This window comes from Shinella agrisoli, from assembly GCF_046557955.1.
Classification (GTDB): domain Bacteria; phylum Pseudomonadota; class Alphaproteobacteria; order Rhizobiales; family Rhizobiaceae; genus Shinella.
Map to the genome: position 1 here is coordinate 80,344 of NZ_JBJIEP010000003.1, position 14,248 is coordinate 94,591.

A 14,248-nucleotide genomic window follows, 5' to 3' on the forward strand; every position below is an offset into this window, starting at 1 on the left:
CTCGTCCCGGGGTAAGACCATGCTTCGTGCCGTTGTTAGAGCCTTCGGCGATCCCCGGCAAGTGATCCGCCTGGAAGACGCCGGCCGCCCCGCGCCCGGCCCCGGAGAGATCGAGGTCCGCATCCGCCGCGCGGCGATCAATCCCTCCGACCTCATCCCCGTCACCGGCGCCTACCGCAGCCGCACGCCCCTGCCCTTCGTGCCCGGTTTCGAGGGCGTGGGCGAGGTCGTGCGCCTCGGCGAGGGCGGGACGGGCCTTTCCATCGGCCAGCGCGTGCTGCCGGTCGGCGCGAGCGGGCTCTGGCAGCAATACCTCGTCCGCCCGGCCGACTGGTGCTTCGCCGTGCCCGACGATCTTTCCGACGATGAGGCCGCCATGGCCTATGTCAATCCGCTGACCGCCTTCCGGCTGGTCGATGCCGCCAAGGCGCATTTCGGCGATGCCGCCGGCCAGCGGATCGGCGTCACGGCCGCTGCCTCCGCCATCGGCCGGATGCTGCTGGTCCTGCTGGCGCAAGCCGGTTTCCGCCCTGTCGCCCTCGTGCGCAGCGCCGGAACGGCGGTGCGGCTTGCGCAGGTTTTTTCCGGCGAGATCGCCGTCCGGTCCGCGCCGCCGCTCGATGCGGTGCTCGATGCCGTCGGCGGCGCGCCGGGCGATGCGCTGTTCCGGACCATCCGGCCCGGCGGGGCTTTCATCCAGTACGGCGCCCTTTCCGGCGCGCAGCTCGATCCCGCGCTGGTCGCCAGCCGCCGCGGCGACGTCGCCTTCTCCTTCCTCTGGCTGCGCAGCTGGGTGCATTCGGCCTCGCGCGCCGCCCTCGCGGAGGCCTTCGCGCTGAGTTTCGCGGGCATCCGCGCCGGCTTCCTCGGTTCCGCCGTCGAGGCCGTCCTTCCCCTCTCCGATCTTCCCGCGGCGCTCGCCCGGCAGGACGATCCGGCCCGCAGCGGAAAGCTGCTCATCGCGCCGTGACTGTTGAAAAGGCGACGGCGCCGGCCCATTTCCCGTGGACCTCGCCAATCGCAATGGGTAGCTTGCGGCCATGACGACGTTTCTCTTCGAGAACCCGATCTTCCTCGATCACCAGACGCCGGAAGGCCACCCGGAGCGGGCGGACCGCATCCGGGCGCTGAACCTCGCGCTGGAGCACGAGCGCTTCCAGCCTCTCGTGCGCGAGAAGGCGCCGCAGGCGAACGAGGACTTCGTGCTGCTCGCCCATCCGGAAAGCCATCTGCGCGCCGTCATGGCGGAGATCCCCGAGGAAGGCATCAACCACTTCGAGGCGGACACCTATGCCAGCCCCGCCAGCCTCCAGGCGGCGCTGACGGGCATCGGCGGCGCGATCGCGGCGGTCGACGCGGTCTTTTCCGGCAAGGCGGACAACGCCTTCGTCGCCGCCCGCCCGCCGGGCCACCACGCCGAGAAGACGAAGGCGATGGGGTTCTGCTTCTTCAACAACGCCGCGATCGCCGCCCGCCACGCCCAGAGGGCCCACGGCGCCGAGCGCGTCGCCATCGTCGACTGGGACGTGCATCACGGCAACGGCACGCAGGACATCTTCTACGACGACCCGTCCGTGCTCTTCTGCTCGACGCACCAGATGCCGCTCTATCCGGGCACCGGCGCGAAGGACGAGACGGGTGCCGGCAACATCGTCAACGCGCCGCTCTCGCCCGACACCGGCAGCGACCACTTCCGCGAGGCCTTCCGATCGCGCGTCTTGCCGCGCGTCGCCGATTTCAGGCCGGACCTCATCATCATCTCGGCGGGCTTCGACGCCCACCACCGCGATCCGCTGGCGCAGATCAACCTCGTCGCCGACGATTTCGACTGGGCGACCGCCAAGCTGATGGACCTTTCCGAAAAATCGGCGAACAACCGGGTGGTCAGCCTGCTGGAAGGCGGCTACGACCTGCAGGGACTCGCCGAATCCGCCGCCACCCATATCTTTCGCCTGATGAGAGGCTGACCATGAGCAACCCCGCCCCCGCCCCGGACGTCTCCGCCCTCAGCTTCGAGCAGGCCGTCGAGGAGCTGGAGAAGATCGTCGCAGCGCTCGAACGCGGCGACGTGCCGCTCGACCGCTCCATCGAGATCTACGAACGCGGCGAAGCGCTGAAGAAGCACTGCGAAACCCTGCTTTCGGCCGCCGAGAACCGCATCGAGAAGATCCGCCTCGACCGCGCCGGCAAGCCGCAGGGCACCGAGCCGCTCGACGGGGCGTGAACCTCGACCCTCCTTTCGCGCCGTGGTAGAATGATGCCATGACCAAGGACGAGATCATCGCGAAGCTTCTGGAGCACCGGAGCGAATTCGAGGCTGCCGGCATCACGCATATGTCGCTTTTCGGTTCGGTAGCACGCGGAGACGATGGCCCTGAATCGGACATCGACGTCGCCGTATCTCTGGAGGACCGCATCTTTCAATCCGGCTTCGGCTATTTCAGCACGCTGGAGAGCGTCAGGGAGCGGATCGAAGACATCACCGGACGGAGCGTCGATATACTTTCCGAGCCGGTGCAAAAGGAACGCCTGCGCCGCGAGCTTGAACGGGACCGGATCGTTGCCTTCTAAAAGACCCGGCAAACGCCTTGCGGATATAATCGAGAACATTGACGTTATCCGGGAGTGGGCATGGATTTTCATGCGTACTTGGCCGACCGCCGGACAATGGATGCCACCGAGCGCTGCCTTCTCAGAATATCCGAGGCCGCGATAAAGCTGGGCGGCTTTGCCGAGGAGCAGATGCCGGGCGTGGACTGGCGCGGCATCCGCGGGATTGGAAACGCCATACGTCACGCCTACGACCAGTTGGAACCCAAGGCTATTTGGGCCATCGTCACCACCAAGCTGGAGCCCCTGTCGGTTGCGGCACACGAGGTTCTCGCCCGGTTGGAAGAAGAATAGCGGGAAAGCCGCCTTTCCGCGGCAACGTTTGAGATTCTGACCACACCGTCAACAGCCGCTGCCCTATCCCCGCCCCTCGCCGCCCGCTAGCATGCCGGGCACGAACCAACGACAGGAGGGCGCAATGAGCTTCTTTCCCGGAAAGGACCCGGAGGCCGGCGATGCGGCGGCGTGCGATGCGCTGGACCTGCTGATCATTCCGCGCACCAGCGACATCGGCGGGCTGGAGGTGCGGCGCGCGCTTCCGACGGCGAAGCGCCGGCTGGTCGGCCCGTTCATCTTCTTCGACCGCATGGGGCCGGCGCTCCTGCGCGCCGGCGAGGCGATCGACGTCAAGCCGCACCCGCATATCGGGCTTTCCACCGTCACCTATCTCTTCGACGGTCATATCAAGCACCGCGACAGCCTCGGCACCGAGATGGTGATCGAGCCCGGCGACGTGAACCTGATGACGGCGGGGCGCGGCATCGTGCATTCCGAGCGCTCGCCGGAGAACCTGCGCGGCAGGCCGCAATCCATCTCCGGCCTCCAGACATGGCTCGCGCTGCCCGACAGCCACGAGGAGATGGCGCCCGTCTTCGCCCACACCACGAAGGCGGAGCTTCCCGCCTTCTCCACGGACGGCATAACCGGACGCACGATCATCGGCCGCTACGAGGGCCATGCCTCGCCCGTCAGCGTTCCGACGGACACGCTCTACACGGACCTGGCGCTGGCGCCCGGCGCCTCTGCGCCGCTTGCGGCGGACTGGGAGGAGCGCGCGGTCTACGTGCTCTCCGGCACGCTGGACGTGGCCGGCGACCGGTTCGAGGCCGACCGGCTGCTCGTCTTCCGGCCCGGCGACGCGATCACGCTGAAGGCAGGGCCCGAGGGCTGTCACATCATGCTCTTCGGCGGCGCCGCGCTCGCCTCGAAGCGCTACATCTGGTGGAACTTCGTCTCCTCCTCCAAGGAGCGGATCGAGCAGGCCAAGGAGGAATGGCGCACCGGCCGCTTCGACATCGTGCCCGGCGACGAGGAGGAGTTCGTGCCGCTGCCGGCGGGGTGACGAGGGCTTTTGCCTTTCCCCGAATCGTGGAAATGCTCCATTTCTCGCGGTTGCCGGCAGCCGGCTTACCGGCGGACGCACGCGACGAACGGAGAGGACGCCATGGACGAGGCCAAGCGCGACACGGAATCGCCTTCCGAACTGATCGACAGGAAAATCGCGGAGCTTGCCGACTGGCGCGGCGCAACGCTCGCCCGGTTGCGCGCGCTCGTCAAAGAAGCAGACCCGGAGATCGTCGAGGAATGGAAATGGCGCGGCGTCCCGGTCTGGGAACATGACGGCATCATCTGCACCGGCGAGACCTACAAGTCGGCGGTGAAGATGACCTTCGCCAGGGGCGCCGCGCTCGAGGATCCTGCCGGCCTCTTCAATGCCAGCCTAGAGGGCAGCACGCGCCGCGCGATCGACTTTCGCGAGGGCGAAACGATCAACGAGGAGGCGCTGAAGGCGCTTATCCGTGCGGCGGTCGCCCTGAACCGGCCTTCTCGTGCGAAAAAGAAGTGACGCCCCCTCTCCCGCCGCGGGAATCGCAGGCAAGCCGCATGCCGGGCGGACGTCTGCAAAATGCCCCAATTGCCCGACAGAACGCGGCGATGCGTCGGTTTGCGTAGTATCAATCCGGCGAAATACGCTCTAGGGTCTGTACTTGATCAGAATGGGTGTTCTGTTGCCAGGGACGGGATTGAATGGAAGCGAACAAGCGCAAGGCAAGGCCCACAGGCCTTGTCGAGCATTGTTCGTGATCAGGCGGCCCGTCCCTGGCAACCCATCGGGCAAGCCGCATTTTGTGCCTGCGGGCGTCGGAAAGGTTTGAAAATGGAGCACATTTCCTGCACCTTTCCTCCTACTCAGGCACAAAATGCGGCTTGCAGAACACCCATCCTGATCAAGTACAGACCCTTAGACTTGCTGAAACGGTTGAAATCGCGCGCCGCATTCTGCATGTGACAGGCCAGCGCGATATGAGGCCGCATGTCCGGATCGGGCTCCGCAACGCGGCCCGAGGCAAGCGGACGAAAAGACGAGGCATGAGAGTGACACAAACGCCAGCCACCCCCCTGCTCGACAAGGTCCGCATACCGGCCGACCTGAAGGCCGTCGACGACCGCAACCTGCCGCAGCTTGCCGCCGAACTGCGCGCCGAGATGATCGACGCCGTCTCGCGCACCGGCGGCCACCTCGGCGCGGGCCTCGGCGTGGTGGAGCTCACCATCGCCATCCACAAGGTCTTCGACACGCCGAAGGACCGGCTGATCTTCGACGTCGGCCACCAGTGCTACCCGCACAAGATCCTCACCGGCCGGCGCGGGCGCATCCGCACGCTGCGCCAGGAAGACGGCCTGTCCGGCTTCACCCGCCGGGCCGAGAGCGAATACGATCCCTTCGGCGCCGCCCATTCCTCGACCTCGATTTCCGCCGGCCTCGGCATGGCGGTGGCGGCCGACCTTTCCGGCGAAAAGCGCAACGTGATCGCCGTCATCGGCGACGGCGCCATGTCGGCCGGCATGGCCTACGAGGCGCTGAACAATGCCGGCGCGCTCGATGCGCGCCTCATCGTCATCCTCAACGACAACGACATGTCGATCGCCCCGCCGACCGGCGCGATGAGCGCCTATCTCGCGCGGCTCGCCTCCGGCCGCACCTATATGGGCTTCCGCGACCTCGGCAAGAAGCTGACGGCCTATCTCGGCAAGAAGGTCGACCGCGCCATCACCCGCGCCGTCGAGCACGCGCGCGGCTATGTGACCGGCGGCACGCTCTTCGAGGAGATGGGCTTCTACCATATCGGCCCGATCGACGGCCATTCCTTCGAGCACCTGCTGCCCGTGCTGCGCAACGTGCGCGACAATTCCAGGGGCCCGGTGCTGATCCATGTCGTCACGCAGAAGGGCAAGGGCTATCCGCCGGCGGAAGCGGCCGCCGACAAGTATCACGGCGTCAACACCTTCGACGTCATCACCGGCGCGCAGGCGAAGGCCAAGCCCAATGCGCCCGCCTATACCGCCGTCTTCGCCGAGGCTCTGGTGCAGGAAGCCGGCTTCGACGACAAGATCGTCGGCATCACGGCGGCCATGCCCTCCGGCACCGGCCTCGACAAGCTCGCCGCCGCCTATCCCTCCCGCACCTTCGATGTCGGCATCGCCGAGCAGCATGCGGTGACCTTCGCCGCCGGTCTTGCCGCCGAGGGCTACAAGCCGTTCTGCGCGCTCTACTCCACCTTCCTGCAGCGCGGCTACGACCAGGTGGTGCACGACGTCGCCATCCAGGGCCTGCCGGTGCGCTTTCCCATCGACCGCGCCGGCTTCGTCGGCGCCGACGGGCCGACCCACGCCGGTTCCTTCGACACGACCTATCTTGCGACGCTCCCCGGCTTCGTGGTGATGGCCGCCGCCGACGAGGCGGAGCTGAAGCACATGGTGCGTACCGCCGCCGCCTATGACGAGGGCCCGATCTCCTTCCGCTATCCGCGCGGCGAGGGCGTCGGCGTCGACATGCCGGCGCGCGGCGAAATCCTTAAGATCGGCAAGGGCCGGGTGATCAAGCAGGGCTCCAAGGTGGCCCTGCTCTCCTTCGGCACGCGCCTTGCCGAATGTCTGCTGGCGGCCGAAGACCTCGACGCGGCCGGGCTTTCCACCACGGTCGCCGATGCGCGTTTCGCAAAACCCCTCGACCACGACCTCATCCGCCAGCTCGCCCGCCACCACGAGGTGCTGATCACCATCGAGGAAGGCGCCATCGGCGGCTTCGGCAGCCATGTCATACAGTTCCTGGCGCTGGAAGGCCTCATCGACCACGGCCTGAAGGTGCGCCCCATGACGCTGCCGGACATCTGGATGGAGCAGGCCAAGCCCGAGGCGATGTACGCCAAGGCCGGCCTCGACCGCGCCGGCATCGTCTCCACCGTCTTCCAGGCGCTCGGCCAGAAGGCCGTCGGCGTCGGCGCGGCCGGGTAAACCGCCTGCGACCCGCTTCCTCGCCCCCGCGGCAAGCCGGCGGGGCTTGCCTCTTTGCTCCCGAGAGGTCATGAGAGGCGAATGTCCCGTTCCCACGAAACCATCCGCCTCGACCAGCTCCTCATGAACGCGGGCCTCGTCGCCAGCCGCTCGCGGGCGCGCGATGCCATCGCGCGCGGCACCGTCACCGTGGACGGCCGCGTCGTCACCAAGCCGAGCGCCAGCTTCCCGGCCTCCGTGAGCCTTGGGATCGACGATCCGGCGCAGGCCTACGTCTCGCGCGCGGCGCTGAAGCTCACCGCGGCGCTCGACCGTTTCCAGCTCGATCCCAAGGGTCTCGACTGCCTCGACATTGGCGCCTCGACCGGCGGCTTCACGCAGGTGCTGCTGGAACGCGGCGCGGCCCATGTCGTCGCCGTCGATGTCGGCCACGACCAGCTCCACCCGAGCCTCAGGCGCGATCCGCGCATCACCAACCTGGAGGGGCTGAACGCGCGGGCGCTCGGCCGGGCCGACCTCGACGGGCGAAAGATCGGCGCCGTCGTCTCCGACGTCTCCTTCATCTCGCTGAAGCTCGCGCTGCCGCCGGCGCTCGCGCTCGCCGGGCCAGGCGCCTTCTGCGTCCTCCTCGTCAAGCCGCAGTTCGAGGCGGGGCGCGAGGCGATCAGCAAGGCGGGGCTCCTGAAGGACCCGGAAAGCGCCCCGGCGGTCGCCGCCGGGCTGGAACGCTGGCTTGCGGAGGAGATGGACTGGGAAAGCCTCGGGCTCGTGCCGTCCCCCATCACCGGCGGCGACGGCAATGTGGAATTCCTGCTCGCAGGACGAAAGCCATGACGACCGAAACGCTCACCATCGCCCGGCTCGGTGCAGGCGGTGACGGCGTCGCCGAAGCACCGGGCGGCCCGGTCTACGTGCCCTTCACCCTGCCCGGCGAGACGGTCGCGGTCGCGCGGGTGAAGAACCACGGCACGGTCATGTCCATGTCGGCCGCCTCGCCCGGGCGGGTGGAGCCGCCCTGCGTGCATTTCGGCCCGGACGGCAGGAACGGCACCTGCGGCGGCTGCACGCTGCAGCACGCCGGCGACGCACTCTACCACGCCTTCAAGCGAAGCCTCGTCGTCAATGCCCTCAAGGCGAAGGGCCTTACGCAGGACGTGGCGCCGCTCGTCATCGCCCGGCCGGGCGAGCGCCGGCGCGTCGTCTTCACCGCGCGCAAGACGGAGAAGGGCATCCTGCTCGGCTTCAACCAGGCCGGCAGCCACCACATCGTCGCCATCGACCACTGTCCCATCAGCAGCGACGGCATCGTTTCGCGGCTGGACGCGATCCGCCGGGTCGCCACGGCGATCGCGACGTCGAGCGAGCCTTTCCGCGTGACGGTGCTCGAAACCCTCTCCGGCCTCGACCTCGCCTTCGAGGGCGTGAAGAAGGTGGGAAACCGGGAGCGGCGCGCCGTCACCGAATGCATCCTCGCGCTGCGCGGCATCGCCCGCGTTTCCAGCGACGGGGAAATCCTCATCGAGCCGCAGAAGCCGCAGATCGATTTCGGCGGCGTACGCGTCTCGCCGCCCGCCGGCGGCTTCACGCAGGCGACCAAGCCCGCCGAGGACGCCATGGCCGAGCTGGTGCTCGCCGCGCTCGGCAAGGCCAAGCGGGTGGCCGACCTCTTTTCCGGCTCCGGCACCTTCGCGCTGCGCATCGCGCGCAGAGCGAAGGTCCATGCGGTGGAGGGCGAGGAGAAGGCGCTGAAGGCGCTGGACGAGGCCGCGCGCAACACGCAGGGCCTGAAGCCCGTGACGGTGGAGAAGCGCGACCTCTTCCGCCGCCCGCTGATGGCCTCGGAGCTGAAAGCCTACGACGCCGTGGTCTTCGACCCGCCGCGCGCGGGCGCCGAGGACCAGTGCAGGGAACTCGCCCGCTCCGGCGTGAAGACCGTCGTCGCCGTCTCCTGCAATCCCGTCAGCATGGCGCGCGACCTTTCGATCCTGACCGCTGCCGGCTACCGCATCCGGCTCGTCACGCCGATAGACCAGTTCCTCTGGTCGGCCCATGTAGAGGCGGTGGCGGTGCTTGAGAGGTAGGAAGGCGCGTCAGGTGCGCTCGTCCCAGGGATTTAGAACGCCATCGGGACGAAGCGGCAACTCCCGTGCGCGGGAAATCTCCAGCTCGGTATCCTCGAGCCCCGGCATTCGCCTGGGCATGACAACGCGGCCCCGGATGAGGAATCCGGGACCGGCGCAGGGTTGATCGGGTTTTGCGCTGTCAGGCCGCCCGGCGCGGCGCCCGGGCGTAGGCGGCCGTTTCGGTGCCGAGCTTGAACTGGGCGAGCAGCGCGTTGAGCGCGGCGGCCTCGGCGGCGAGGCCGTGGCTGGCGGCGGTCTGCTCCTCCACCATCGCGGCGTTCTGCTGCGTGCCCTGGTCCATCGTGTTGACGGCGGTGTTGATCTCCTGGAGGCCGGTCGACTGCTCGCGGGCGGCCGTCACGATGGCGTTGACGTGGCCGTTTATCTCCTGCACCTCGCGCACGATGGCTTCGAGCGCGGCGCCCGTCTCGTCGACCAGCGCCACGCCGGAGCGGACCTGCTCGCCCGAGGCGGTGATGAGCGCCTTGATCTCCTTGGCGGCGTTTGCCGAGCGCTGGGCGAGCTCGCGCACCTCCTGCGCCACGACCGCAAAGCCCTTGCCCGCCTCGCCGGCGCGCGCCGCTTCCACGCCGGCGTTGAGCGCCAGAAGGTTGGTCTGGAAGGCGATGTCGTCGATGACGCCGATGATGTTGGAAATCTCGTGCGAGGATTTTTCGATGCCCTGCATGGCCGAGACGGCGCGGCGCACGACCTCGCCCGACTTCTCCGCTCCGGCGCGGGTGCGCGAGACGAGCGAGCCGACTTCCTCGGCCCGGCGGGTCGAATCCTTGACCGTGGTGGTGATCTCCTCCAGCGCCGCGGCGGTCTCCTCGACGGAGGCGGCCTGCTGCTCCGTACGGCGCGCGAGGTCGTCGGCCGCCGCGCGGATCTCCGAGGCGCCGGCGTCGATGGCGCGGGCGTTCTGCCCGACCGTGGCCATCGCCGTGTGCAGCCTGGCGACGGAATGGTTGAAGTCGGTGCGCAGGCGGTCGAGATGGCCGGCGAAGGGCGTTTCGATGCGGTGGGCGAGATCGCCATCGGCGAGGCGACCGAGGCCGTCCGCCAGCGCCTCGACGGCATGCTGGATTTCCGCGGCCTCGCGTGCCTTGGCGGCCTCGCGCTCGCGGCGCTCGGCCTCCGAGAGCACCCGGCCCTCCTCGGCGGCGTTTTCCAGGCGCGCGCGCTCGATGGCATTGCCGCGGAAGACGGCGACGGCCGCGGCCATGCGGCCGATCTCGTCCTTGCGCTCCTCGCCGGGGATCCCGGCAGCGACGTCCCCCGAGGCGAGCCTGTCCATGGCGGCGGTCATCTCCTTGACCGGGCGCACGACGAGGCGCGACAGGACGGTGGCGAGGAAGCCCATCATGACGACGACGGCAAGCACGGTCGCGATCGTCGCGGCGATGCGGAACCGGTCGATCGCCGCATAGGCCACGCCGCTGTCGATGGTGAAGCCGAGATACCATTCCACCGAGGGCAGGCCCGTGACCGGCACGAAGGAGACGAGCACCGGCCTGCCGGCATAGGTCGTGTGCGCGATGCCGCCGCCGATGGCGGGCGTGGCGCCCGGGAAGGCGTCGGCGAGCGTCTTGGTGACGAGCGCCTTGTCCTGGTGCACGAGGATCTGGCCGCTCCTGCTGACGAGGAAGGCGAAACCCGCGCCGCCGAGATCGACCGAATCGACCATGTCGACCAGCGACTTCAGGGAGAAGTCGCTGCCGGCGACGCCGACGAGCGCACCGTCGCGCTTGACCGGCGTGGCGGCGCTGATGATGAGATCATTGGTGGAGGCGTCGATATAGGGCTCGGTCAGCACGCTGCCGTCCGCCTTGACGGCATCCTGATACCAGGGGCGCTGGCGCGGATCGTAGCCCTCCGGCATGTCCGACTTGGGCCACAAGGTGAAGACGCCCGCCTCGTCGCCGACATAGGTGGTCATGAACTCGCCGACCAGCACGTCGTTCTGCAGCACGGCCTCGATGCCGGCCGGGCCGGCCGCCTTGCCGGCGGCGTTGGCGGCCATCTCGGTCAGGGCCACGCGGGCGTTCAGCCAGTTGGCGATGCTCTGGGCGGCCTGCTTGCCGGAGGACGCGATGCTCTCCTCGACGGACTTCGTCAGCACGCCGCGCTGCAGGCTGTCGATATAGAGGGAGAAGCCGGTGAAGGCGGCAATGACGACGAGGGACGCGACGACGAGGATGCGCGTCATGAGATTAGAACGCTTGGACATGGGTGGCGATGTTCCTTCGGGAGCGCGCCCGCGGCGGCGGGAGCGCAAGGCTGTACGACATGCCGGAAGGCGAAAGACAACCACATCATGCGGCCGCCGGCAGGCAAGGCCGGAGAATGGCCGCACCATAGGAAACCGTGTTTAAGTCTCTGTTAAAATTGACGGACCACAAATAGCAAAGCGGCCCCGGAGACGGTTGCGCTCAGCGCCGCGCCATGAAGGCCTCGAAGGCGGCGCGCGCCTCGGGGCTCTTCAGCTGCGCGGCGAAGTGCCCCGCCTCCTCGTCGATCCGCGCGGCGGCGTCGGCCCTGTCGCCGCGGATGAGGTTGCGGGCGATCGCGAGCGCCCGCGGCGGCTTGGCGGCGAGGCGCGCGGCGGCGGCCAGCGCCTGTTCCTGCACCAGGGCGGGCTCGACCACGGCGTAGACGAGGCCCGCGTCGCGCGCGGCGGCCGCGGAAAAGCCCTCGCCCGCGGCGAGCAGCGCGAAGGCGCGCTGGTGGCCCATCAGGCGCGGTGCAAGCAGGCTGGAGGCCGCTTCCGGCACCAGGGCGAGGTCGACGAAGGGCGTGCGGAACTCCGTGCGGGTCGAGGCATAGGTGAGGTCGCAGTGCAGATGGATCGTCGTGCCGATGCCGATGGCAAGGCCGTCGACGCCGGAAACGAGGGGCCTCGTGTGCGCGGCGAGCGCATGGAGGAAATCGATCACCTCGCGGCCCATCGTGCCGCCCATGGCGAAGGCCATGAAGTCGTTGAGGTCGTTGCCGGCGGAAAAGCAGCCCTCCGAGCCGAGGAACACGGTGGCGCGCACGCCGTCATCCGCATCGCCCGCCTTCAGCGCGTCGGTCATCGCCTGGTACATGGCGCGGGTTATGGCGTTCTTCTTTTCCGCGCGGTTGAGGCGGATCACCTGGACGCCGGGGGCGCTTGCCGGGCGTTCGATCAGGATGTGGTCGGTCATTGTCATCTCCTCGGGCCTCCGCCCCTCATCCGCCGGCACCGTCCCCCCGCCCGCAGGCAGAGGGTTAGGGTGAGGGGCAATCCATTCTCAACCGAGCACAACGCGCGCCGCTTCCAGGCTCTGCGCGCCCGAAACCACGCGGTCCCTGAGCGCGGCCGTCTCCCCGATGACATTTTCCGCGGCGAAGCGGCAGAGGGCGGCGCGTTCGGCGTTGCGGCCGTCGCCGCCGTCGGCGAGCGCGCCCTTGGCGAGATAGGCGCCGGTCAGCACGAGGCCGAAGAGGCGCTGGTAGGGCGTGGCCCCGGCGAGCGCCTCGGCCTGCCCTCCTTCGGCAAGCGCGGCGAGCAGCCATTCGGTGGCGGCTTCGAGGTCGGCGATGGCCGCCTCCAGGCGGGCGCCGGTCCCGCCGAGTTCCGGCGTGTTGGCGGCGCCGGCCTTGGCGGCGACATCGCGCAGCTCGGCGATGAAGCCGCGCACATGGTTGCCGTCCGAGAGCGGCAGCTTGCGCGTGACGAGGTCGATGGCCTGGATGCCGTTCGTGCCCTCGTAGATCGGCGCGATGCGGGCGTCGCGGTAGAGGCGGGCCGCGCCCGTCTCCTCGATGAAGCCCATGCCGCCGTGCACCTGCACGCCGAGCGAGGAGACGTCGACGCCGGCATCGGTGGCGAAGCTCTTGGCGATGGGGGTGAGGAGGCTCGCACGCTCCGCCCAGTGCGTTGCGTCCTCGCCATGGCTCATGTCGACGGCGTGGGCGCAGGCATAGGTGATGGCCCGCGCGCCCTGGGTCAGCACCTTCATGGTCAGCAGCATGCGCGCGACGTCCGGGTGCTCGATGATCGGGCTCATGCCGGAGCCCTGCCAGCCGGGCGCCCTGCCCTGCGTGCGCTCCCTCGCATAGGCGAGGGCCTTCTGCGTGGCGGCTTCGGCGATCGCCACGCCCTGCATGCCGACGGCGAGGCGCGCGTTGTTCATCATCGTGAACATGCAGGCGAGGCCCCGGTTCTCCTCGCCGACGAGCCAGCCGACCGCGCCCGGCTCGTCGCCGAAACGGCCGTCGCCGTAGATCATCGTGCAGGTGGGCGAACCGTGGATGCCGAGCTTGTGCTCGATCGAATGGCAGTGGGCATCGTTGCGCGCGCCCAGCGAACCGTCCTCATTGACGAGGAACTTCGGCACGAGGAAGAGCGAGATGCCGCGCGTGCCGGCCGGCGCATCCGGCAGGCGGGCGAGCACCAGATGCACGATGTTGTCGGTGAAGTCGTGCTCGCCATAGGTGATGAAGATCTTCTGGCCGAAGAGGCGGTAGGTGCCGTCGTCGCGGCGCTCGGCGCGGGTCTTCATCACCCCGAGGTCCGAGCCGGCATGGGGCTCGGTGAGGTTCATCGAGCCCATCCATTCGCCCGAGACCATCTTGGGCAGATAGGTGGCCTTGAGGTGATCCGAGCCGTGCGCCGTCAGCGCCTCGATGGCGCCGATCGTCAGCGTCGGGCCGATGGCGAAGGCCATCGAGCCGCTGTTCCACATTTCGAGCGCGGCGACGTGCAGCATGTGCGGCAGGCCCTGCCCGCCGAATTCGGGCGAGGCCGTCAGCGAGTTCCAACCGCCTTCCGCCCAGGCCTTGTAGAGCGCCGGCCAGCCGTCCGGCGTCAGGACCTTGCCGTCGACGAGGCGCGCGCCCTGCCTGTCGCCGATCTCGGCGAGCGGGGCGACCTCCTCGGTGGCGAAGCGGCCGGCTTCGGACAGGATGGCATCGACGAGGTCGTCCGTCAGGTCGCCGAGACGGCCGCTTTCCAGCGCGGGCGCCAGCCCCGCCACGTGTTTCAGCGTGAACGCAATCTCCTCGACCGGCGCCTTGTACATGACTATCCTCCTCCCGTGCGCCCTCCCCCGGAACCGGGAGGGACAATCTGCTGGCAGGCAGATTATTGATTTTTACGTAAACGTCAACGTTTGCCGGCGCCCTTCCAAAAGGAAACAGGCTGGCCGGTTGGTGGACCGGTCAGCCTGTTTCCCGTGCCGGGGGACCGTCCG

Annotated in this window: 13 protein-coding genes; 10 read left to right on the forward strand and 3 right to left on the reverse strand. The window is 68.7% G+C overall.

Annotated elements, in window-relative coordinates; translation table 11 throughout:
• The first annotated feature begins 19 nt into the window (after positions 1–19).
• From ACIIOY_RS03180 to ACIIOY_RS03225, 10 genes are all read left to right on the forward strand, one after another.
• Positions 20–970, forward strand: a complete 951-nt coding sequence (locus tag ACIIOY_RS03180; RefSeq protein ID WP_411033175.1) for a zinc-dependent alcohol dehydrogenase family protein — start codon at positions 20–22, stop codon at positions 968–970.
• 70 nt (positions 971–1,040) lie between these two features.
• Positions 1,041–1,967 carry a histone deacetylase family protein gene (locus ACIIOY_RS03185; protein WP_411033176.1) on the forward strand — a complete coding sequence of 309 codons (927 nt, stop codon included), beginning with the start codon at positions 1,041–1,043 and terminating at the stop codon, positions 1,965–1,967.
• 2 nt (positions 1,968–1,969) lie between these two features.
• Positions 1,970–2,224: an exodeoxyribonuclease VII small subunit gene (locus ACIIOY_RS03190; RefSeq protein WP_411033177.1), complete on the forward strand. Its 255-nt coding sequence runs from the start codon at positions 1,970–1,972 to the stop codon at positions 2,222–2,224.
• 38 nt (positions 2,225–2,262) lie between these two features.
• Complete coding sequence (locus ACIIOY_RS03195) at positions 2,263–2,571, forward strand: nucleotidyltransferase family protein (RefSeq protein WP_411033178.1); 309 nt, start codon at positions 2,263–2,265, stop codon at positions 2,569–2,571.
• A 60-nt stretch (positions 2,572–2,631) separates the two neighbouring features.
• Positions 2,632–2,904, forward strand: coding sequence for a HepT-like ribonuclease domain-containing protein (locus ACIIOY_RS03200; protein ID WP_411033179.1), 273 nt, complete (start codon positions 2,632–2,634; stop codon positions 2,902–2,904).
• Positions 2,905–3,028: 124 nt separating this feature from the next.
• On the forward strand, positions 3,029–3,952 hold the full coding sequence (locus ACIIOY_RS03205) for a pirin family protein (protein ID WP_411033180.1): 924 nt from the start codon (positions 3,029–3,031) through the stop codon (positions 3,950–3,952).
• A gap of 102 nt (positions 3,953–4,054) precedes the next feature.
• Complete coding sequence (locus tag ACIIOY_RS03210; protein ID WP_411033181.1) at positions 4,055–4,456, forward strand: DUF1801 domain-containing protein; 402 nt, start codon at positions 4,055–4,057, stop codon at positions 4,454–4,456.
• Between the two features lie 530 nt (positions 4,457–4,986).
• Positions 4,987–6,906, forward strand: coding sequence for a 1-deoxy-D-xylulose-5-phosphate synthase (gene dxs, locus ACIIOY_RS03215; protein WP_411033182.1), 1,920 nt, complete (start codon positions 4,987–4,989; stop codon positions 6,904–6,906).
• 81 nt (positions 6,907–6,987) lie between these two features.
• Positions 6,988–7,740 carry a TlyA family RNA methyltransferase gene (locus ACIIOY_RS03220; protein WP_411033183.1) on the forward strand — a complete coding sequence of 251 codons (753 nt, stop codon included), beginning with the start codon at positions 6,988–6,990 and terminating at the stop codon, positions 7,738–7,740.
• Positions 7,737–8,987 carry a class I SAM-dependent RNA methyltransferase gene (locus ACIIOY_RS03225; protein WP_411033184.1) on the forward strand — a complete coding sequence of 417 codons (1,251 nt, stop codon included), beginning with the start codon at positions 7,737–7,739 and terminating at the stop codon, positions 8,985–8,987. Before ACIIOY_RS03220 ends, ACIIOY_RS03225 begins: the two co-directional genes overlap by 4 nt.
• Positions 8,988–9,168: 181 nt before the next feature.
• Here ACIIOY_RS03225 and mcpU read toward each other — a convergent pair whose 3' ends face one another.
• From mcpU to ACIIOY_RS03240, 3 genes are all read right to left on the reverse strand, one after another.
• Entirely contained in the window at positions 9,169–11,259 is a 2,091-nt protein-coding gene (gene mcpU / locus ACIIOY_RS03230; RefSeq protein WP_411033185.1) for a methyl-accepting chemotaxis protein McpU, read from the reverse strand.
• A gap of 202 nt (positions 11,260–11,461) precedes the next feature.
• Positions 11,462–12,217, reverse strand: coding sequence for a crotonase/enoyl-CoA hydratase family protein (locus tag ACIIOY_RS03235; RefSeq protein WP_411033186.1), 756 nt, complete (start codon positions 12,215–12,217; stop codon positions 11,462–11,464).
• A gap of 87 nt (positions 12,218–12,304) precedes the next feature.
• Entirely contained in the window at positions 12,305–14,077 is a 1,773-nt protein-coding gene (locus ACIIOY_RS03240) for an acyl-CoA dehydrogenase family protein (protein ID WP_411033187.1), read from the reverse strand.
• Positions 14,078–14,248 lie beyond the last annotated feature (171 nt).